The 21,409-nt window shown below is 66.9% G+C and carries 15 protein-coding genes; 5 read left to right on the forward strand and 10 right to left on the reverse strand.

What is annotated here, in order from left to right; all coding sequences use genetic code 11:
- Nucleotides 1-78: 78 nt before the first annotated feature.
- The 5 genes from P0Y41_RS15030 (at nucleotide 79) to P0Y41_RS15050 (ending at nucleotide 7,236) form a co-directional block, all read left to right on the forward strand.
- Complete coding sequence (locus P0Y41_RS15030) at nucleotides 79-795, forward strand: hypothetical protein (protein ID WP_284063635.1); 717 nt, start codon at nucleotides 79-81, stop codon at nucleotides 793-795.
- Nucleotides 796-826: 31 nt separating this feature from the next.
- Nucleotides 827-1,798, forward strand: a complete 972-nt coding sequence (locus P0Y41_RS15035) for a hypothetical protein (protein WP_284063636.1) — start codon at nucleotides 827-829, stop codon at nucleotides 1,796-1,798.
- 155 nt (nucleotides 1,799-1,953) lie between these two features.
- A complete protein-coding gene (locus P0Y41_RS15040; RefSeq protein ID WP_284063592.1) occupies nucleotides 1,954-2,598 on the forward strand; it encodes a hypothetical protein in 645 nt (214 codons plus the stop codon).
- A 238-nt stretch (nucleotides 2,599-2,836) separates the two neighbouring features.
- Nucleotides 2,837-4,222 (forward strand): ATP-binding protein, encoded by a 1,386-nt coding sequence (locus tag P0Y41_RS15045; protein ID WP_284063637.1) that lies wholly within the window; start codon nucleotides 2,837-2,839, stop codon nucleotides 4,220-4,222.
- Nucleotides 4,223-4,224: 2 nt separating this feature from the next.
- Nucleotides 4,225-7,236, forward strand: a complete 3,012-nt coding sequence (locus tag P0Y41_RS15050; protein ID WP_284063638.1) for a hypothetical protein — start codon at nucleotides 4,225-4,227, stop codon at nucleotides 7,234-7,236.
- Nucleotides 7,237-7,596: 360 nt separating this feature from the next.
- Here P0Y41_RS15050 and P0Y41_RS15055 read toward each other — a convergent pair whose 3' ends face one another.
- From P0Y41_RS15055 to P0Y41_RS15100, 10 genes are all read right to left on the reverse strand, one after another.
- Entirely contained in the window at nucleotides 7,597-10,176 is a 2,580-nt protein-coding gene (locus P0Y41_RS15055) for a COG1361 family protein (protein WP_284063639.1), read from the reverse strand.
- On the reverse strand, nucleotides 10,173-11,174 hold the full coding sequence (locus P0Y41_RS15060) for a hypothetical protein (protein ID WP_284063598.1): 1,002 nt from the start codon (nucleotides 11,172-11,174) through the stop codon (nucleotides 10,173-10,175). The genes P0Y41_RS15055 and P0Y41_RS15060 overlap by 4 nt, the downstream gene beginning before the upstream one ends.
- A gap of 2 nt (nucleotides 11,175-11,176) precedes the next feature.
- Nucleotides 11,177-13,924: a carboxypeptidase regulatory-like domain-containing protein gene (locus tag P0Y41_RS15065; protein ID WP_284063640.1), complete on the reverse strand. Its 2,748-nt coding sequence runs from the start codon at nucleotides 13,922-13,924 to the stop codon at nucleotides 11,177-11,179.
- A gap of 139 nt (nucleotides 13,925-14,063) precedes the next feature.
- Nucleotides 14,064-15,263 carry an FtsZ/tubulin family protein gene (locus P0Y41_RS15070; RefSeq protein ID WP_284063641.1) on the reverse strand — a complete coding sequence of 400 codons (1,200 nt, stop codon included), beginning with the start codon at nucleotides 15,261-15,263 and terminating at the stop codon, nucleotides 14,064-14,066.
- Entirely contained in the window at nucleotides 15,263-17,347 is a 2,085-nt protein-coding gene (locus P0Y41_RS15075) for a hypothetical protein (protein ID WP_284063601.1), read from the reverse strand. Before P0Y41_RS15075 ends, P0Y41_RS15070 begins: the two co-directional genes overlap by 1 nt.
- Complete coding sequence (locus P0Y41_RS15080) at nucleotides 17,344-18,387, reverse strand: hypothetical protein (protein WP_284063602.1); 1,044 nt, start codon at nucleotides 18,385-18,387, stop codon at nucleotides 17,344-17,346. Before P0Y41_RS15080 ends, P0Y41_RS15075 begins: the two co-directional genes overlap by 4 nt.
- Before the next feature lies 1 nt (nucleotide 18,388).
- A complete protein-coding gene (locus P0Y41_RS15085; protein WP_284063603.1) occupies nucleotides 18,389-18,676 on the reverse strand; it encodes a hypothetical protein in 288 nt (95 codons plus the stop codon).
- The gene (locus P0Y41_RS15090) at nucleotides 18,673-19,041 is read right to left on the reverse strand and encodes a hypothetical protein (protein WP_284063642.1); all 369 of its coding nucleotides are present in this window, start codon (nucleotides 19,039-19,041) and stop codon (nucleotides 18,673-18,675) included. The genes P0Y41_RS15085 and P0Y41_RS15090 overlap by 4 nt, the downstream gene beginning before the upstream one ends.
- Nucleotides 19,038-19,790: an FtsZ/tubulin family protein gene (locus P0Y41_RS15095; RefSeq protein WP_284063643.1), complete on the reverse strand. Its 753-nt coding sequence runs from the start codon at nucleotides 19,788-19,790 to the stop codon at nucleotides 19,038-19,040. Before P0Y41_RS15095 ends, P0Y41_RS15090 begins: the two co-directional genes overlap by 4 nt.
- 125 nt (nucleotides 19,791-19,915) lie before the next feature.
- The gene (locus P0Y41_RS15100; protein ID WP_284063605.1) at nucleotides 19,916-21,406 is read right to left on the reverse strand and encodes a hypothetical protein; all 1,491 of its coding nucleotides are present in this window, start codon (nucleotides 21,404-21,406) and stop codon (nucleotides 19,916-19,918) included.
- Between the last annotated feature and the right edge of the window lie 3 nt (nucleotides 21,407-21,409).

Here is a 21,409-nt window from a genome sequence, read left to right on the forward strand (position 1 = left end):
GAAGACCTCCGGAAGGCGTTCGATCTGGCACACGAGGACGCCGACTTCTTCGCCACGCAGCTGCGACGCGAACCCGTGATGCGAATCGCCGCCGGAAGTCGCGACTACTACTCCGTCGGGTCGCGCCTGAAAGAGGAGACCGGCGAGGACGATCTCAAGGGGAAGCTCAAGCGACGCTCGACGCACGGAAAGCTCTCGCACGGTCAGTTGGAGGAGGCGATCTCGGTCGCCGCGACGTCGGACGTGATCGGCTACCTCCAAGGCGAGGGACTCATCATCGACATGGACGGCGAGTACCTGGTACGGAGCGCGCTCGACGAGTTCGCCGAGAAGCTCGGCGACGACTTGGGCGACGACGTGGCCCGATCGTTCGACGACGCGGGCAACGTGATGCCGACCGGCGAGTACAGCTCGCTGATCGAATCGGAGATCGAGGTCCGCTCGAACGTCCTCGCGCACGTCAGATCCAGCGGAGCGGACATCGGCAAGCGCGACGTCATCGAGGCCGTCCAAAGCGAGTACAACGACGACGCTGCCGATCCGCACATCGACGTGCTCGATGCCCGCAGCTTGGCGGTCGCCGTCGAGCCGTTCGAGCAGATGGTCGAGGCGCGAGCTGAGGACCTCACCCGTCCGCTGCTCCAAGACCTGACGGCCGCGACGGCGGACTCGCTGAAACAGGAGCTCCGCGAGTCCATCGACGACCTGCACCTCACGACGAGCGACGCCGGAAACGCCTACGCCCGCACGCAGGTTCGCGAGCGCGGCGAGGAACTGATCGACGAGCGATTCTAACCACCCGCAGCCACTGCCCCTACCACATCCAATGCGATACACCACCTTCGACGAAGACGAGGAGTCCGGAACAGTCGTCGCGCGACCCAAGAGCCAGACCGACTCGGCGGTTCGATTCGAGTTCGGTTTCGCCGAGTGGGCTGACGAAGACAGCGGCAACTGGGAGGAGTTGCTCGCCCATCTCATGGAAGAGGTGCTCGGCGGCGAAGAGCTCTCCATCGACCAAGACGGCAACGCGGTCATCGACGTCAACGAAGCCGCACAGACCCTCGCAGAAAGCGACCACGCCCGCAGCGAGGACTCGGCTCGCGCCATCATCGACTACCTCGGGCACAACGACATCGTCTCGATCGAGAGCTCCACCGTGACGGTCCTCCGTCCGCCACACACCTACGACGAGGACGAGATGGACCGGGCGGTGAAGATGTACAGTAACTGGGCGGCGGCCTTCGACACGCTCACAGAGCGGATCGAAACGGCGGTCGGCCGGGTCGAGGAGGCACAAGAGCGACTCACCTCACGGGCCGAGGAGACGACCGACGTGACCGAACACCTCCAGAACCTTCGAGAAAAGCGCGAGGAGTACAAACAGGAGATGCTGTCGGTCGCCGGCGATCGCGATATCTCAGACCTCGAAGAGGAAGAGCGCCGGAAGTTCGATCACGCCCGCGAACAGTATTACCACTACGACAACCTCGTCGAGCAGGAGGAGAAACAGGGCGACACGATCCCGAATCCGAACCCCGACCAGATGGACCTCGGGAGATCATCGATCAGCTCGAGTCGACGAAAGACCAGTTCTCGATCGAACAGGAGCGCCTTCGCGATCGGATCCGTACGCAGCAACTGTGGCCGACCGAGGCCGTCGCGGCATCTGAGCAGTTCACAAACGTGCTCTCGGCGATGGGCAACGTCGTCCCGAAGCAAGAGCGGATGGAAGAGGAGGACCCGCAGAACTTCCTCGACGACCTCCGCGGCAACTCCGACGAGATGGAAAAGTTGAACGAGTCGTCTCAGGCGATCACCCAAGAGGACGCCGGGACGGAGACGATCACGGAGTCGTGACGATGTCGGCCGGGATCCGATCGAGCGGCGACGCGGCCGCGGTGGTGTGCTCGATCCGCCGACCCGCGGCGCGGCGAGGCGGGAGGTAGCCGCGTGACACGTCCCGTTCGCGCAGAACCGTGGGTCGAGCACGTGGCAGCCATCGAGGAGACCAGCGAACGGATCCTTTCGTGGACGTCGCCGCCCGAACCACGGGAAGTCTGGGCAGCGATCGCTTCGTTCGACGGGTCGCTGCGCGGACTGGGGACGCTGCTTGCGGACGCGTTACCCCTCCCGGTACCCGCCACAGTCGACGACGGACGCGTCGCCGCGGCAGTCGAGCAGGTGATCGGAGCGGCAATCGACGGGGAAGAGCCGCCAGCGGAGGCCGTCGAGACCGCGCGAGCAGCGAATCGGATCTCCGTCGGCGACATGGACACACCGACTGTGCCCCTGGCGACCGTCGGCGAACCGGTCGCGAACTGGTTCGTGCTCGTCCCCGTTCTCACCGATCGGCTCGAACGAGCCGCGGCGATGGTCGAGCGCGGCGCCGGACGAATGGAGCTGTACAGCCGCGACGACTCCGCGGCCGCGTTGTACGACGTGGCGGGCGCGCTCCAGGACACCGTCACGACGGTCAGGAACGTCGCCACGCGGACGCTGTGGGTCAACCCGCCCGACGGGTTGATCGACGCCGAGGACAGGCGGGTTCGCGAGTACGTGACCCGAACGATGAACGCTTACAACCCAGTCGCATGACGAGTGTCAATCTCACGCCGATCACGAAAGAAGAGCAGCCGACCTCCCACGTCACCGTGGGAAAGAGTAAAGTCGGGTCGCGGGCGGAGATCGCCCGCGTCCGCCACGCCGGCCGCGAGGCGTTCTTTCGAGTCGACACCGAGGAGGACGGCTTCGCGTCCACGATCAAGAACAAGGTCTATCTGAACAGTAACGTCGCGACGCTGTTCGGGGGATCAACCGAACCAACGACTTCTACGTGGACACCGACGTGTCGCTCGGGAGCGTCAGAGCCTGCAAGCGCGCGACCATCTACGCCGAGGGAGTAAACGAGGAGGCGTTGACGTCGGCGCTCGCCGAGCGACAGTTCCTCTTGCACCCCATCCACGAGGTCGTCGATATCGGCGGCGAGCGCGTCGAGTTCGTCGTCGACGAACTGGAGCCGCGCGGGACGACCCTCCGCGTGGACGAGGACACCGAGTTTGTGTTCCTCGATGAGCCGCCGGCGAGCACGGGCCCGCCGGCGGGCGCCGGGGACGGGACCGACGCCGATGGAGCGCCCGGCGGCGACGGGTCCGGCGGGGGCGGCGCCGCGGGCGACGAGGAGGAGGCCAACATCGACATCACCCCGCAGAACCCGACGACGAGCTTCGAGGAGGACGTCGCGGGACTCGAGGAGGTGAAGAACACCGCAGAGATGATGCTGTCGCTGTTCGAGCCCGACGTCCGCGACGAGGTCGTCGAGCGCTACGGGGAGGAGTTCGCCGACCGCGGCGGCGGCATGATGCTGTACGGCCCCGGTTGCGGGAAGACGCTCGTCTCTGAGGCGATCGCCTACGAGGCGAAGCACAACACCGACATCGAGGACAGCTACGGCGAGGTTGTCTTCCTCGAGGTCCGCGGCAGCGACGTGGTCTCAAAGTACTCCGGCGAGTCCGAGAAGAACGTCCGCGCAGCCTTCGAACAGGCACACGAGGCGGCCGGCGACGGGTTCGCCGTCCTCTTTTTCGACGAGGTGGAGACGCTCATCCCGGACCGCTCGGACGACATCCAACGCCACGAGCGCGCGCTGACGAACGCGTTCCTGCAGGAGATGAACGACGTGGAGGACAACCTCCTCGTCATCGGCGCGACGAACATGCCGTTCAGCATCGACCCGGCGGCGACCCGTCGATTCCCGATCCAGCAGTTTATCCCCCAACCCGACGCGGCCGTGATGTCTGAGGTGTGGCGCACGTCGCTCGGGCGTATCAGCGAGGAACTTGGCGAGGAGGCCATCGCAGAACTTGGCGAGGCGTCGGTCGGATACACCCCCGCGGAGATCGCTGACCGCATACTCGGCTCGGAACTGCAGCGCGAACTCATCGAGAGCGTCATCGACGGCGACGCGATCACGCCAGACAAGGAGTACCTCATGGAGAAGCTCGAGGAGTCCGAGCCCAAGACCGTCCGGCAGTACGTCTCCTCGACGATGAAACAAGCCTCGGAGCTGGAAGGATACCCGGAGATGAAGCGCTACCTCGAGGAACAGGCTCAGCAGATCCGCGAGGAGAACGCCACGAGTGCGAACGCGGCCGCGACATCCGACGGCGCCGCAGGCGAAGAGGGATCGGCCGCGTCTGGGAGCGACACGGAGGCCGAGTAGCCGTGGGTGACGCGGGCTCGGACCCGGATGATTGGGGCAGTGCGTCCGCCGATCCGGAGTCGGACGAGTGGGGAGATCAATCAGACGGCGACTCGAGCGGGCCCGCAGACGCCGGGGCCGAGGGCGAGTCGAACGCGACTGCGCCGACAGACACAGCGGAGACAGCGGACGAACCGGCCGAGACAGAAGCAACGGAGTCGACGAGGGGATCGGGCGACGACGACACCACGCGCGACGTCAGCAATGAAGTCGGAGCGGACGCCGACGACCCTGAGGTTCCCGAGCGCTACGTTCAGGTGGACGCCTTCGACGTGGCGGAGGTCGCGGCCGCCGATGCCGGCGCCGGCGCCATCGCGGTCGCGACCGCAGACGGCAGGGTGTCGCTCATCACGTCAGGCGACCGTCGCCGCGTCGCGCGCAAGGACGGCGTGATCGACGTCGCCGTCGCCGACAGGGTGTACGTGCTCAGCGGTGCAGAACTGGAGGCGTTCTCGCACGCGGGGAGCCGAGTGTGGGGCGTCGACGTTCCGGACGGCCAGTCGGTCGACGCCGACCCCGACGACGACCGGGTGTACGTCCGGACCGGCGACGGAGAGTTCGTCGTCGTCGAAGGACGAACCGGCATCGAGGCCGGCCGGTTCGAGCAGCCCCACGCGGATGTCGCCGAATCTCCGGCTGTCGCGGCAGCCGACGGTCGCCTTGCGGTCGCCTCGTGGTCCTTCCTGACGGTGCTCGATTCGACGGGCGAACAACTCGACGAACAGACGCTATCGGGCGCGGTCACCGACGTCGGGTTGCTTCCCGGACGGGCGGTTGTCTCCTTGAAAGACGGCCAACTCGTCGGCTACGAGGGTGACGACTGCCTGTGGGAGATCGACGGGGACGTCTCCTGGCTGGCTGACGCCGGCGTCGCAGCGCTTGCGGCCCGTGTCGCCGGCAGCGACTTCGCGGTCGACGCCGACGGCAACCGCCACCCACTCGACGGAGTGAGCGGTACGCCGATCGCGGCGACGCCGTCGCTGGATCTGGTGTGTACGGTCGGCAGCGGGACGGCGACAGTGTACGCCGCCGTCGGCCGAGCCGACGAGTCGGTCACCGTGACCGTCGAATCGGAATCGCTTCGCCCCGCTGACCCGACGGTGGTGCTCGCGTTCACGAACGAGGGCGACCGCGCAGTCGAGGTCGATGCGACCGTCGACGCCGATGGCGCCAGCGTCGCTTCCTCGACCGTCTCAGCTACCATCGACGCCGGATCGACCCAGCGGCGGCGCGTCTCGTTGGGACCCTTGTCGGCCGACGAGGTGACCGTCACCGCCGCGGTCGGCGACGCGTCGACCGAGAAGGTCCTGGAGGTCCAAGAGGAAACGACTGCGCTGCACGTCGAATCGGTCCTCCACGGCGTCGAAGACGGCGTGCTGTCGGCGGCCATCGACGTGGAAAACGACGGGGATACGAGCGTAACTGGGGTGACCGTCGGCGAGACGACGGTCGGGACACTCGATCCGGGCGAGTCGGAACGGGTCCCGCTCGAACAGGACCTGCCGAGCGGCGCAGTGACGGTCCGGGCGGACGGCGTTGACCCGCTGGAGACCGAGACGACCGTTCCCGCGACCCCCACGGGGATCGACATCGAATCGGCGTCCAAGGGTTTCCTCTCGGTGACGTTGCACAACGACACGCCCGTCGCCGTCGACGATCAAGTCACTGTCGAGGGCGTCCCCGACGACGACGGGTCCTTCTCGATGCCGGTGTCGATCCAGGCGAACGGCGCCTACCGCCTCGCGCTCCCAGTCGCGTCCGCCGGCGAGCGCTCCGTTACCGTCGAAACGAGTGGTGGGCGCGTCTCAGAACGGCTCTCGCTGACTCGGTGTTCGCTGCTTCAGGACGACGCAGACCGAGGCGCCGCGAGTCGAGGGAGTTCCGGCGGCAGCGCCCACCGCGGAGCTGCCACGTCGCGGTCTCGATCGACTGCCGACCCGCAGTCCCACCGCGGCGACAGCGGGTCCGTCCCGGTGTCCATGGACCGGCAGTATCCGTCAGCCGACCCCCGGCGAGGCGTCGTGTTCGAAGAGCGGTTGGTGGTGGCGAACGAATCGGCCGAGCCCGTCGAGTTCGAGCTCCGGACGGACGACGGCGCGTACGCACAGCGGCTGAAGGTCCGCGCGAACGGGCAGGCAGTCGGCACCAGATACCACGTGCCACTGGAGTCGACGCTGTCGCTCCCCCGGGTGGAACTCGATCACGGGGGACGAACCGTCTCAGTCCCCGCGACCGATCTTGCGGTCGAGGACGGCGAGTTGGTCGCGATGGTCACCTGGCAGCGGGCCGACGACGGCGACGGGGGTGAGCTCTCGGTGAACGTCGAGAGCGACGAGGGAACGTGGGAGGTAGAAGAGGCTGTCGTGGGCGGCGAGCCGTCTGCGCCCATCGATGCGAGGGTGTCTCCCGACTCGCCGGCACACGTCACGGTCGCGACCCCATACACGCTCGATGGTGACGTGGCGAAGGCGTTCGTTCGTGCCCACCGGGTCGACGGTGGATCGACAGAGGGTGAGGTCCGCCAGATTAACACCCTCGTCGTGCACGAGTCGACCGTAGACGGGGACAGTGACCGCGTGGACGATCTGACGGTCGCGGTCGAGCCCGAATCGCGCGTCGAACGCGGGTTCGGTTCGGTGTTTCTCTCGGTCTCGAACGACGGATCGCGGGCAGTGCGCGGCGTCACGATCAACGCGGACGGCCCACACGTCGAGAAGGCGATGTACGCCGACGGGGACGACGGCGAGACGGTTGCCCCGGAGTCCTCGATCCGGTACCTCGTCGACCTCGAGGGCGTCGATCCGGGCGAGGAGGTCGTCGTCAACGCGGAGATCGCGGCCGGCGAGGCCACCACACGGGCGACCGTCACGGCGAACGCCGACGACGAGGCGGCCGTCGCCTCGGACGACTGGACCCTTGACGTCGAGACGGACGAGTCACGGCTACCGTCTCGGCTCTCGACGCAGTACGAGTAGTTCCGAGCTCCGAGAACGGGTAAGCCACGGTAACGGGGACGGATCACTCTCCAACGCATCCGATCGGCGGACGGTTCGACAGTTCTCAGCCGGTATCGTCGAGTGTCTTGAACCAGTTCAGACGGCGTACACTCACACCGTCGAACGATCCTGGGTCGAGTGAAGGCTGCGATTGCGGGTCAGATGTGACGATGCACCCGTGAGTTCCTCACGTAGACATCTGTGTGAGGAACTCTCCCGTCGTGGCCGCTTCGGCGTCCTGCACGTACGCGTACGTGCGGAAGGCGACGCGCACGAGCACCAACACAACGACGAGTCCATAGGCTCCGATCGCTCCGAAGAGCCCGTATCGACTGATCGTCAGGCGTTCTTCGACTGTCGCCGCACGGTCGGCGGCTGTGCTCGCCTCGTCGGTCGCCCCGGCCCGCTCGAACCCTCGACCGAGTCGTCGTACCGACTGTTGATCTGGTCGACCTCTTGGAGCACCGTGTCCGTGCGCGCGGGATTGAACACGAGCGGATAACCGGCGAGCACGAGGGTCGCGTTCGAACGGTATCCCGCGTACGCGGAGTCAGCCGTCGCACGGTCACTTGCAGCGTCGTCGACGAGCGACCGGTAACGCGCCGACGCGTCTTCGTAGCTGGACTGATGTCGCCGTTCGGCCTCCTCGTCGCCGGTGTAATCGGCGAGTTGCATTAGCGCCCGGTGTGCCTCCGCCGACTCGATCGCCGATTCGTTCGCCTCGGCGACACCGGTGTAGTGCTCACGTTGGGTAGATGCGGTGGCCTCGAACGCTGAATCGGCCGCCGCGACGCCGCCCTGTGCGGTCGACCGAAGCTCGGGCTGCTCCAGCGACCCGGCGTACTGTCGCATCAGGTCCCGGGCGACTGCCGCCCTCGCGAGCGATCGCTGTGCCTGTGCGTAGCTTCCGTTTTCCTGTGCCGCCCGAGCGGTGTCGATCGAGTCGACGAACAGCAACGTCGCCCGTCCCGCGGCGAGTCCTCGCGAGAGGTCAGAGCCGGGAACGTCGGCGTCACCGCGGAGGCGCTCCTCCATCGACAGGAGCATGTCGTTCATCGGTCCGGCCGTGTCGGCTTTCCACTGCTCCTCTGAGTCGTACGCGCCGAGTGGTTCCGTGATACGATCGAAGCTGTACGGCTTCGCCGCCGCGGTCACGGTGACCGTCTGCGTCTCGACGCCGTCACCGGAAATTCGGAAGCGCCAGCGATACTGCTGGTACAGTTCCGCCTGCGTATCGAACTGCAACGCGACGACCATCGGCTTGACCTCTCCAGCCTCGACGGTGCCGCTGGGTCGGCTGACCACCGTGAGCCAGCGGTCCGGTCCGTCCACCTTCTCCACCTGCAGGTTCTCGATCGACTCGAAGCCGAGCCGCTCGGCCACGTCGATCGTCTGTGTGCGGTTCTCGGTGATCGTCACGTCGCCGTACGTGACGGAGTCGGCCACCGCTAGGTCGGGTTCCTGTGCGATCGTCACCGTCCGCGTGATCGTCTGTGTGCCGGCGTCTTCCGTCCGAACGGTTATCTCGACGTCGTACTCGCCCTCCGGCGTGTCGTCGTCGGCCGAGAGCGACAGGGTCGCCGACCCGGTCGAGAGGCCGTCGACGGTGTTCGGAAGGTCCGAAACGTCGGCTGTGATGTACTGACTTCCGGACGCCATCGTCGCATCGGCGCTCAAGACGTTCATCTCCAGGTCGCCGGAGTTGACGATGCCGACCTCCTCACTCGCTTGGAACGTCGAGGTCGAAGCTTTGGGTTCGTCGAACGGAATATCCGGGTCGGACGCCTCGACGCGTTCGAGGTTCGCGGGGTAGATCACCCGCCCGGTGACGGTGAACGTGTAGCTGGGCGCGTCCTGCGCCTCGGGCGTCACCCGCACGTCCCACTCCAGGTCCTCGTGTTGGTCCGCGCTGTCGCGGGCGGACATCGTCGCCGAGACGGTGTCGCTGCCGCCCGGGCTCGTGGTGGCGTACTGGAGGTCATCGAAAGAGACGCTGCCGTCCGTCTCCGCGCCGATGACCTCGACGTCGAGCCCGTCGAGGCCCTCGTTCCCGGCGACCTCCTGGATCTGGAAGTCGACAGTGCTGGAGGAGCCAACGAGCACGTCGCCGACGTTCACCTCGTCGTCGGGAACCGAGACGATCGGCGGCTTCACCACATCGACGGAGACGGTCACGTCTCGGGTGTTGCCGAGGTTGTCCTCCAATCTCATCGTGAAGCTGTACGATCCCGCGGACACGTCGTCGTCTGCGGTGACTTGGATCTCCACGTCGCCCTCGTCGTTCGCGTCGATCGTGCCGGGGATCGACTCGGTGTCGACGGAGAAGCCCGAGGGAACGTTCGAGAACGTCGCATCGGAGATCACCATCGCCCCCTCGCCCGTGTTCGGGACGCTCACGTCGAAGGTACTCGACTGCGACTGGCTGTTGGAATCGTCGAAGACCAACGTCGGGTTCCCGGCGTCAGGGAAGCCGAACTCGGGGTACAGTACGTCGACGTACACGTCGAGTCCCTCGGAGTGGGACGCGGCACCCGAGATTTGGGCCGTTCCGGAGTACGTCTGCTCGCTGACTTCTCCGGTCACGATCACATCGTACGTGACCTCGTACTCCGCTCCGGCGACGGCGGTCCAGGAGCTGGAACTCCCGCCGCCACCGCCGCCGGCGTCGATCCGATCCCACGAGTCGAACTCGAAGACGACGTTCCCGTTCGCTCGGCTGATCTCGTCGGTCGCCTGGACCGTTCCGTTCGAGTCAGCCGTGAACGTGAACGAGAGCTCGTCGGTCACCGTCTGATCGGTGAGCGCCGCGTCCGTCTCGACGGTCGTAGAGACGCCGAGGGCCGGCGTCGCCGCGCCGAGCGCGACGACGACCGTCAGCAGGACCGCGAGGAACGGGACTGACCGCGTCCGGCGGCTCATTGGCCCGGCACCTCCACTGGGTCGCGCGGAACGATCTGTCCTACCTTCGAGCCGTCGACATCCTCGGCCCACGTCGCGATCCGCCAACCGAACGCGGCCGCGACGAGTCCGACAATGAGGGCGTACACGAGCGACAGTATCGTCGCGGCCACCGACAGCGAGAACAGCGCGTCGCTGGTCGCGGTCTCGAGCGTGTTCGCACGCTCGCTCTCGGCGTCGAGGCCGTGCTTCTCGGCCAGTTGGACTGCGACGCCAGCGTCGGCTGTCGCAGAGCGCGCGTCGGTGTAGGTGCCGAATACGCCTGGACCGAGCGTCGTCATGGCAGCGACGGGCGACCCGCACGCGTCGCCGCAGTCGTCGACGAACGCGCCGGCGGCGGTTATCGACGACTCCATTCGCTCGCGGTCGGACTCGTAGATCGCTCGAATGCGACTCGCCTCGGCGCTGACGGCCGAATATCGGCTGCTCGCCCCGGCGGCTTCAAACGCCGACGCGGCGCTCTCGAGGTCTTCGAGTTCGTCCGACGTGTCAGTCGCCTCGCGTGATCGCTCATACAACACCTCGCCGCGTTGGCGGTAGAACCGCTCGAGGCCGAGGCGTGCCAACGTCGCGTAGTTGTCGCCGTCCGCCGCTTCGAGCTGATCGATCGCTTGTGCGGTGGCATCGGCTCGCTCGAGGCTCTCATCAGTGCTGTCGTTCTGCGCGGCGCGATAGGCCGCGGAGAACTCCTCGAGCACGGTCACGACCGCGGCCATTCGCTCGCGGTCGGCTTCTGTGAATTCGCCCGTCTGTACGTCTGTGACCGCCTGTCCGCGCATCACCTCGAATTCGCTGTACGTCGACAGCGCCGGCGAGTCCTCGTATTGCCGCAGCTCCGCGAGGAACTCGTCGGCCGTCTCGGCGTCCGTCTGGGTCGCCCCGACGGGTACCGTGCCGACGACGAGCAGGAGACACACGGCGATCGTTGCGATCGGTGGGGTAAGTTGGTCGGATAACATGGTCAGTACATCGTCCTGTTGAGTCGGTCGAGCAGCCGCGGGTGTTCGAACAGTTCCGTCACCGCCTCGACGAATCCAGCGACTGCGAAGACGAACGCGGCGTTGCGCACCTCATCGGACTCTCTCGTCTCGCGTTCGTACTCCCGGAGTTCTTCGAGGACGTCGCCGGCGGGCGAAATGACGTTCACCTCGCTCCGTTGGTCCTCGACGGTCGATTCAGCTTCTGAGAGCCGCGATTTTAATTCCGCTCGCTGGCCCACGCGGTCGGACGCCACAAGATCGAAGAGGTCGTCGAGGTCGTAGTCCGCCCGCCATTCCTCGGAGACCCCTCGCATGTCGGCGCACGCGCTGAAGAGGTCGACGTTGTGTTTCGTGTTCATCGCGTTGTCGACCCCCTCGACGCAGCCGCGCCCAGCCGATACCATCGCGTCGACGACCGGGTCGGGATCGATGCTCGTCTCCGCGAACCGGATGCCCGACTCAGGGACCCGTTCGGCGGCGTCGGCCAACGAGCGTGCGACGCTGGCGTAGTACCCGTGAACGGCTGAGTCGAGTCGCCCGCTCGGGACGAGTTCGTCCGCCTCGCTGCGCAACGCCTCGATTGCTTCCCGCTGTGTCGCCGACAACTGGTACTCGAAGGGCACGTCCAGTGTGACGGCCACCGTGTCGTCCTCTGGGACCGTGACACGCTGTCGTACCTCCTCGAACGGTGCGGCATCGACCGAGCCGACGAGCGTGTACTCGCCCGCCGGAAGGCCGACCGCGTCGCCGCCCTCGTCCGTCGGGTTCGACTGCTGGAGCCGCTCGCGCAGCCACTCGTCGTCGGTGTCCAGACTAACTTCGACCGCGTCGGTCGGATCGCCGCCGATGGCGGTTTCGACTCGGAGCGTCCCGGTCTTCCCGACGACGCGCAGTTCAGACGGGAGGTCGTTCGGGTCGGTCACCCGGCGCGTGTCCGGTTCGTATCGGTCGTGTTCGGCGGTCACTTCTACGGTGGAGGCGGTTACCGGGAGCGTCAGCGACGCCCGCCCGTTCGCGTCGGTCGGCTCGGAGATCCGCTGACCGTCGAACTCGGCGGTCACGGTCGCACCCTCCACCGGCTCTCCCGTCTCGTCGATGACGCTGACGTGTTTCGTCACGGGTTGGAAGCTGAGCGTCAGTCGTTCGTCGAGCAGCTCCGCCGTCTCGGTGACGGTGGCCCCGTTGTAGGAGGCGGTGAACTCGTACGGTTCGGCCTTGAGCGTCCACGTGACGATCCCGCCGTCGACGGCCTCTTCGCGGCCGCCGCCGTTTCGATTCACGCCGCTGGTCGATGCCGACGACTGTCCCGTCGGGCGCGCGGTCAGGTACACCTCCTCGGAGAGCTGCTCGTTCGCGAACCCGTCGGTGATCCGAACTCGCACGTCTCGCGTCTGCTGTGTGGCCGCGGCCGACCCGCCGGCGCCCGAACCGCCGCCCATCGACTGTCCGACGGCGTATCCGACTCCCAACACGAGAAGCACGATCAGCCCAGCACCCAGCCCGAGCGTGAACTGTCCGAAGGGGATGCCTCCCGAGGAGAATGGCAACAGGGACGACTCGTTTCCGGTAGATCCGTTCGCCGTTCCGTTCGTGTCGGGCGATGGATCGGTAGCCGGCTGGAGCGATGACAGCTCACCGCCGTCGCCGACGCTGACGGTCGTCGCCGGCGCGTCGGCAAACGCGACGACCATCCGGTAGGAGCCGGCCGGGTTCAGTTCGGATTCGTTCGGGAGCCCGGACAGTGAGAGCGTCGCGCCGTCGACCGACGCGTCACTCATGACGCTGACCTCACTCGATGTAGCCAGGAGGACGAACGAGACAGCACCACCGCTGAACGGGCCGTCTTCGAGCGACACGCTACGGTTCCCTTCGTTGACGGTCGCGGTGTTCGGATCAGTGTCGTTGTAGGTCGGAGACACCACAGACGACCCCGCAGTTGTGACGTCGACAGCGACGCTGTCGGCGCCAGCGAGGTACTCGTTCTCGACGGTCACCGACGTGACGCCGTCTGTCTCGCGTGCGGACGTGGTGGCTGCGTACTCGCCGTCCGGTCCGGTCGTGGTGAGGTGAACGCCGTATTCAGTGCCGCCGACCAACAGCGGCGACTGGACCGTCACGCGCCCAGGGGACACGAGGACTGTCGCGGGGCGTGCCGCGTCCGCGAGCGACACGTCCGTATTGCCCGAGAGCGACGGGCCGCCGTCGGTAGCCGCGAGCGTCAGGGTCGCCGGCGGGGTCAGTAGCCCGGTAAACGCGTCGTTGCGGTCTATCGTGACAGTACCGTTGTCGAGCGTCGCCGAGAGCGTCGCAGAGCGACCGTCGCCGGCGGCGGTCGCCGCCAGTTGGAACGACGACCCGTCGAGCCCGGCGGTGTCGTTCGTCGCCGTCAGGGTGAGCCGTCCGCTGTCGTCGAAGGACGCGCTCGCTGCGGTGTCGAGGTGCCGGAGGTCGACGCCCTGTTCGGTGAGATAGTCGGTTCCGTTGCCGCCCTCGGCCGAGACCGTGATCGTAGTGTTCGCGAGCGGGAAGTCGGGGAGGTCACCTGACGCGATCCGGTAGCGGTACACGTCGTTCGAGTTCGGATTTTCGGCCGTCGTGGTAACGGTGTCTTCCCCGCCGGACGACTCGAACAGGACGTTCACCGCCGACTCGTTCCCGACGCGCTCGGCATCGAGTTCGAATCGGAGCGCTCCCGAGTCCGCCTGGCTGAGATCACCGGCCGCCGTCACCGTCCCCGACTCAGTCAGCCCGTCGGCCGTACTGCGCCAGGCGCTGCGACCGTTGCCGCGGCCGTCGCCGGCCCGGCGACGAGTCCGATCGCGAGGAGTGCCACGAGCACCGACTGAAGCGTCTTCGTTCCCATTTCGATCACCTCGCGTTTATCGACACGTAGCGTTCGAGGTTCTCTGACAGGTCGGCGACGTGGGCCTCGGAGATGGCGTCTTCGGGCGTGTTGCCGAGTTGGCGAGCCGCCTCGACGTTCTGCTTGTGGGTTTCGAAGGCGTCCCGCGAGTGATCGAGCAGCGGGTTCAGATCGAACCCGCCGAGCAACACAAGCACGTCGACGTCGTTGCCGCGGGTCTGCTTCGGCGTGAGCGTCGTCATCCCGACGGCGCCGCCGATGTCGTTGTCCCGCTTCCACTCGCCGAACGCCGACTGGATCCCCGTCTCCGTGATGTCGCCCGACTCGATGAGCTGTTCGGGCGCACGAACGACTGCGTACGCCGCCCGCGAGGTCGTCACGTCCATCGGGACGAACGTCTGCTCGGCCGCGCGGTCGAACATCAGTTCGTACTCGAGCATCCGTCCGTTGAGTCCGGTCGCGACGGCGGGCGTGAAGTGGTACGCCCCGATGTTCGACGGCTGGGCGACGTAGTCCTCAACGTCGATGACGCCGCGGGCCTCGCGCCCGGCGCTGATGAACAGGTCGATCGCGGTGACGATCCGGTCGTTGACCGCGTCATAGCTTCCTTGGGTCCCGTCACCGTCGAGGTGTGAGTTACTCGCCAGCAACACCATATCGGCGTTCTGCTGACCGTCGCGTCGCATCAGGAGCCTGGACAGCCCCATCACGGCGTTAAACTGGCGCTGTGCGGGTTCGTCGTAGTACGGCCACGCCGCAAGCGCGACGTGAACGACGCTGTCCATCCACGGCCGGAGGTTCGACGCCTCAGATCCGCCCGACAGTTGCTCGATCAGGTACGGGATCGAGCCGTTGCCGGTGCCGCCGCCGAGCGTCGTCATGTGCATGAACGCGTCGGCACCCGTCATCCGCTCTTGAATGTCGCCAGTGATGAGGTCGATGTCCTCGCGGGCGCACTCTTCGCCCGCGATGAAGTTGTTGCCAACGCCGCGCTTCGAGCCAAACACCGTCGTGTACTCGGAGGTATCGTCGAGTGACGCCCGCTCGATGGTGTTCAGGATGTCCGCGCGGTTCGTGTTCAACAGTGCGATCCTGTCGTCGATTCCGGGATTTTCCTCGCGTGCGAGCAACTCGGCCGCGATCCGGCCGCCGCCCTCCCCCGACGAGATAACCCCCCAGCGAGTGAACGTGTCCGCCCGGGACATCAGGCGCTCACCCCGGTCTCGTCGGCGTCGACATCCACGTCGAGTTCGCGCAACGTCGTGCGGATGAGGTCATCTGAAGCCGGTACCGAGAGGAACTTCCGCCGCATTTCGTCGTATGTCATCGTATCGCCGTCACTCAGGTTGTGGGTCGTGATCGTGTCTAGGCGGGACCGGAACTGGTCGTGGTCGTACACGAGGACGCGCCCGTCGTCAAGCGCCGCCTCGTGGCCCTCCTCCTCGGCCCATAGCACGAGCAGACAGGGGACGTACTCGTCGGCAACCGGGATGTCCGACTCCGGCGTGAGGTACTCGTCGGCGGCGAATCCGGTCTCCAACTTCGGCGCCACCGTCGGGAGTTGGCTCCGCACGTCCTCGGCGTTCCCGCCGCAGACGCGTTCACGGAGCCCGACTTCTTCGAGCACGAGTTCGACGGACTCGTCGTCGGCCACTTGGATCGTTTCCGCTTGGTCGGCGAACTCCTCGGTCGGGGTACTCCCCGACACCGTGTACTCTCCGTAGGGGACATCCTCGAACGTCGATTCCGTGGCCACGTACGTGCTCGCCGTCTCGCGTTCATCGACGCCGTCGCCCGATAGCTCGATCACCAGTTCGTGTTCGTCCCCGGTCGAGGTCGCCAACTGCGCAGTGACAGTTACGTCGAACGACTCACCGCCGCCGTCGACGACGACGGCTGGCACCGACGGATCGAACTCGACCTCCGACTCCCCTTCGGCGTATAGTTCGAGGAACGGGGTCGGATCGCGGACCGGGAGGTCGTCGCCGGTCACGCGGCCGTCCGTTCGGATCCCCTCGTCGATCCGGTCTTCGACCATATCGTACGAGTCGGCCACCGACGCTTTCGTCTCTGCAGCCTCGACCGCTTCCGTCAGCTCACCCGCGGCCGCGAGCCACTCCTCGCGGAACGCGTCGAGGTCCTCCGTCTCCCGTAGTCGCGCCTCGAAGTCGGTTGCGACTGCCGGCGGCGCCGTGTAGAAGCCGACCGGCACGTTCGCCTCGCGGATCACCTCGACGTCGGTTTCGAGCTCCGTTTCCAGCGTCGCGACGACGCTCGTGGCCGCGCGACGGACATCCTCACCGACCGCGTCCAGTTCGTCGCTGGCGAGCGCCGAGTCGATGCCCGCGAGCGTCTCGCGCGCCTCTTCAACCGTCCGGAGGTCCTCGTCGGCCGCGTAGCGGTCGACGTCGACGGAGTCGATCGTCGACAGGAGCTTGTCGATGCTCTCGCGATCGGCGGTGAATGCCGCACTCACCTCAGATTCGGCGTCACCCTGGGCGTCTGCGATCGCGGCGCTCGCCCCGTCCCAGTCGGCGTCCTCGATACACTCGCGTGCGGTGTCGAGGTGCGACTCGATCCGCGCGGCGTCGCCGTCGTACTCGTCGACGGTCGCTTCGATGCGGTCGACTGCGTCCTCGAACACTCCCGCGGCTTCCTCGCGTGCCGTCGAGACGGCCCGCTCCGTCTCCTCGGGAGTCGCGCCGGCGGGCACGTTGTCCGACGTCATCGAGATCGGCACCCCGGTACCGTCGAGGACGGACTCGTTCACCGAGCGCGCCCCCTGCCGGGCGTGTTCGATCTGCGACCGTCCGAACTCCGCGAACGATTCGTCGCGGTCGTCGGCAAACGCGCTCACGTCCGCTTGGAGCTTGTCGAACTCCTGGACCCGGCCGGGCGAATCGACCGAGATCGTCGCCGCCGAGACGTCGACCGCGACGCCGGCGTCCGCGAAATCGTCGGCGATCTGGCGTGCCCGCGTTTCGAGTTCCCCGGGTTCCCATCGGTCATGGGTAGCCGTGAGCCCGTTGTACGTCGTCAACTCGGTTCGAAACGCCTCGGCGGCCGCGCGGGCGGCTTCCTGTACGAAATCGCCTTGGCTCGTGTTGTCGCGCGTGAGCACCCCGCGGACGTACAGTCCGATAGACGCGACGACCGCCAGAGGCGCGCCGACGCCGATGACGTACACCCCGATCTGTGAGCCGAAATAGAGGAACGAAACCAGACCCACGAGTGCGGTCGCGAGAACGATACCACCGATTCCGAGTGCTGCCTTGTACTGTCGCTTCATAGAATCACCGCCAGGAGGTCACCGCCGCCGAGGACCGCGCCGGCCGCCGCCGTGAGCAGCGCCACCGCGCCGACGGCCAGCGGAACCGCGATCTGCTTCGGGCTGTACTGGGTTGCCGTCGAGACACCGCGGTCGATCTCGATTTTCTCTAACGTCCGTCGGGCGAGGAAGTATCCCAGGCCCCCGCCGACGACAAGTCCGCCGACCAGCGAGCCGACGAGGACAAGCCGGACGGTGTTTGCCGCGCGTTCCCCGCGCTGTTCGAGCGCGACGAGATACGCCTGCAGGTTCTCGCGAGTCGTCTCGCGGGTGGCCGAGCGCGATGTTCTGACGCCGTCGATCACCGTCCGCGCGTCCTCGGCATCGCCCGACTCGGCGGCAGCGAACGTCGCCCGTTCGAGCTGCTGGCCGGCGGTCGTTAGGTTGGCTTCCTCGATGGTCGCCAGTCGGTCGGCCGGGTCGGTCTCGAGCGCGTTGTCGTCTTCGGCCGCCGCTGCGAGCGCTGCCGAGGCGTTTCTCATGGCCGAGCGCCGAGTCTCGAAGGTCTCGTTCGCATTCCGGTACGCCTCCAAATCCGACTGAGAGCCGAACTGGAGGGTAACTGGCTCGCCGTCAACAGTTGTAGTGGTCGCGTACCCCTGCTGGATACCGATCGTCGGTCCGCCAAGGTCTGCCTTCTGCGTGACCGCATCCGCGAGTGCGACCGAGTCTGCGTCGGCAGTGGCGCGGACGACGACGCTCTCCTCACGCTCCGTCTGAACGTCGATACCCTGTACTGCGCCCGCGTCGAAGCCCCAGGCCACGTCGTACGGCTCGGGCTCGCCGCTGGAACAGACGTACAGCGTCAGCGTCGTCTCCGGGTACACCGTCGCGTCTCCGACGCGGTCGTCAGTGTCGTAGTAGGCTACGAGCCGGTTGTCATCAACGCCCGCACACGGTGCGTTCGGGCTCGCGGCCGCCGCGGCGCCGGCAGGTCCGACTGCGAGCGCGACCGCGAGGAGCGCTACCGTGAGCGCGACGCCAGTTCGCGTGCGGGTCATCTCAGCGCATCCCCCGGTTCCGGTACGCGAACACCGCACCGCCGATGGCGCCGACCCCGACGCCGAGGCCGCCGCCGAGAAGCGCCGGCGAGAGGGGAAGCGACGCCATGGATACCGCGGCGTTCGTCTCCTCGTGCTGACTTGTGATCTCGTCGGTGAGCGTTGCGATCGTCGGAGTGTCATCGGCGGACTCTTGGGCGAGGCCAGGCGCCGCGAACACGCCGCCAAGCAGGATCAGTCCGACCGCGAGAAGCAGTGCGACGCCGCGCGTACTGTCGACTCCCTTCACGGCGTCACCCCCGCCGCGTGCTCGGCTGCGAGGTCTTCGATCTCCGACAGCCGAGAGATGTCCTCACGAGCGAACGTCAACAGCGTCGTGAACGACGCGAGGTTCCGCTTCGTTAGCGTCATCCCGATGTTGACCTCTGGGCAGTACGAATCGAGCAGTCCCCGGATCACCGACACCTGGATCCGGTAGTCATCGTCGACCAGGTACGGCGCCGGCGCTCGAACCTGCCCGATCGCTTTGACCGCGTCCGCTGGACTCACGTCCTCGACGCTACGCTTCGAGACGGCCAGTCGAGAGAGCGTCGCCCCGTCGACCGATTTGCGCCCGATGAACGGAAGGAGATAGCCGGGGAGCGAGCGCGTCATCGTGACCGATCGGCCGAGCGTCGCGTAGCCGACATCACCGTCGTCGAGCGTGAGTGACGTGACCACGTCCTGCAGGTCGATGACAGGTGCGTCGAGATCGTCGTACTCGCCGGGGTTGATCCGCTCGAGGATCGGCCCGGAGATGAGGTCGACGATGGCCGAGGCCGCGTAGTCGTTGTACTCGTTGAACCGCCCTCTGCGGCGTCCTCGTACGCGAGCCGCTGGTTATCGATGAGGATCACGCCGTCGACGTGCTCCTCGAGACGGTCGAGCCCGTAGATCGCGTTGGTCGCCTGTCGCGTGGCACTGGGCCCGTCATCGCCCGTCACTTGGCCCGCGGTGTTCGGCAGCACCGCGACGGCGATGATGTCAGTCGAGGACCCGCCGTACTCGCGGATCGCCTCCGCGAGATGCGGTGCGATCCCGCAGCCGGTGCCCCCACCCAACCCGAGGAACAGGAACGCGAACGGCGGTGAGCCGTCGCCGAACCGCTCTTCGTAGGCGTCGACCAGCTGCGGCTGCTGGCCGGCGAGTGCGGCGTCAGCCTTCTCCGGGTCCCGGCCGAATCCGCCGGTCACCTCTTCTTCGAACCCAGCCGTCGTGCCGGGCACGAGTCCGCTCCCCTCTGAGACACCATACCACGCCTCCCGTTCGATATTCGAGAGGTTTTGGAGGTCCCGTATCGTCGAATTGAACGCGATTGGCGTGGCCAGCTGGGCGACCCGCTGATGACTGAACACCGAATCCACCAGCGAACACCCGGCCTGACCAGCGCCGACAAAGAGATATGGCATTGTCTACCTGTGTCTGACTTTTGGTAACGTCGACATAACTCTACCGTCACCTGTACACATTGCGATAACTGGAGTCGTGATCACCCGCGGAGTTGTCTGAGCATCACGCTGTACTCGTTCCGTTCGTACAGCGCCTCGACATGGTCGAGCAGGTCGTCGGTCGCCGTGGCGATCCCCTCAGCACGTGCCCGCTCGCCAGCCATGAGTGACTCGCGTGCGCGCTCTTCTAACGACTCCGTCAGCGACACGAAAAACATCGGGATGCTGTGGTTGTGGTCGGTCCGCGAGTCGACGTACCGCGTTCTGATCTCTTGTCTGCGTTCTTCCAACGCGTCGACAGCTGCACTAGCGTCGTCGGCCACCGTCCCCTCGGGTGCACTATCAGCGGTCGGTCCGTCCGTCTCTGCGGTGCTATCGGCCGTTCCCGATTCGAGCACCGGGACCAGATCGCGTTCGTAGAAGGCGACCTCCTCACGGATCGCGTACGGGACCACCGTGTTGCTTTCGTCCGCGCGCTCCAGCATGGCGTCGAGCCGGTCGGCGCGGTTGTCGAGCGCGTCTGCGACGGGGCCGTCGATTCCGGACACTGTCTCCCCGAGTGACTGGACCCGGGCCGACACGTCGGCGGGGTCGACGTCGACGGTGAGGTTACGCACCGTTGCGGCCTCGTTGAGCGCATCGACGCCCGCACGGAGCGCGTCGGCGACCTGCTCGGTGTCGTCGCTGGCGACGCCGTCGAGCAGATCCCGCGCCGGCTCGCACTCGGCACGATTGGTACCGCGGACGCGACGCGCCGCCTCCGCACCCGGCGCGTCAGCGGCGGAATCGGAGTCGGAGTCCGCGGCGGCCTCCGCGAGGTGCTCGATCCGATCGACCAGCGTCGCATCCCGTTCAGGGGTGGGGGAATCGGTGCGCTCGAGCGCGCGGTCGACGGCGACACGCGCATCCTCGATCTCCGTCGCCGCCGTCTCGTCGCCCCGGTCGCCCGCGGCTTCCGCCAGACGGGCCACGTCGGCGGCGAGGTCGTCGTCGACGCCAGTCAGTCGACCGGCAGTCCGATCCGGGTCACCGGGTTCGAGCGCGCGGTCGATATCGTCGGTCGCCTCAAGGCGCTCAACGGCGGCCGCTATCGCCTCTCGGAGCGCCCCTTCTCCCGTGGCCGACGGCGTCGCGAGCGCATCGAGCAGCGCCGCGGATCGATGCCCCGTCGGTCGCTTCGATCGCGACACGTCCTCTGCGACGGAGGCGACGACGCCGTCGTCCTCGGATCCGCCCGCGGCGTGACTCTCCGAGGCGGTGCGATCGATGCTGAGCTGCCCTCGATCGACCAGCGTCGCAAGCTCCCGCGCCTTTGCGGCGGGCGGGGCGTCGTTCTCGACGCGGCCGTCAGGGCCGGCGATATCGGCGGCCGCCGCCAAGCGGTCCATCGACTCCGCGAGTTCGTCGAGCGTCCGTTTTACGTCGCCCTCGGTCGGGCGGGAGCCGAGACGATCGGCGATCGCCTCGATATCCGGGTCGTCGGAGCCGCCGAACAGGCCCATGAACACGGCCGCAATAGGTGGTCCCGACATGGG

Origin of the sequence: Halobaculum halobium, assembly GCF_030127145.1 — an archaeon.
In the GTDB taxonomy this organism is placed as follows: domain Archaea; phylum Halobacteriota; class Halobacteria; order Halobacteriales; family Haloferacaceae; genus Halobaculum; species Halobaculum halobium.

Excerpts from the sequence above, each read along its gene's own strand:
- P0Y41_RS15030 (WP_284063635.1), top strand. The coding sequence starts at position 79 with ATGCGAATCGCCGCCGGAAGTCGCGACTACTACTCCGTCGGGTCGCGC.
- P0Y41_RS15035 (WP_284063636.1), top strand. The coding sequence starts at position 827 with ATGCGATACACCACCTTCGACGAAGACGAGGAGTCCGGAACAGTCGTC.
- P0Y41_RS15055 (WP_284063639.1), bottom strand. The coding sequence starts at position 10,176 with ATGAGCCGCCGGACGCGGTCAGTCCCGTTCCTCGCGGTCCTGCTGACG.
- P0Y41_RS15060 (WP_284063598.1), bottom strand. The coding sequence starts at position 11,174 with ATGTTATCCGACCAACTTACCCCACCGATCGCAACGATCGCCGTGTGT.
- P0Y41_RS15070 (WP_284063641.1), bottom strand. The coding sequence starts at position 15,263 with ATGTCCCGGGCGGACACGTTCACTCGCTGGGGGGTTATCTCGTCGGGG.
- P0Y41_RS15075 (WP_284063601.1), bottom strand. The coding sequence starts at position 17,347 with ATGAAGCGACAGTACAAGGCAGCACTCGGAATCGGTGGTATCGTTCTC.
- P0Y41_RS15080 (WP_284063602.1), bottom strand. The coding sequence starts at position 18,387 with ATGACCCGCACGCGAACTGGCGTCGCGCTCACGGTAGCGCTCCTCGCG.
- P0Y41_RS15090 (WP_284063642.1), bottom strand. The coding sequence starts at position 19,041 with ATGACGCGCTCGCTCCCCGGCTATCTCCTTCCGTTCATCGGGCGCAAA.
- P0Y41_RS15100 (WP_284063605.1), bottom strand. The coding sequence starts at position 21,406 with ATGTCGGGACCACCTATTGCGGCCGTGTTCATGGGCCTGTTCGGCGGC.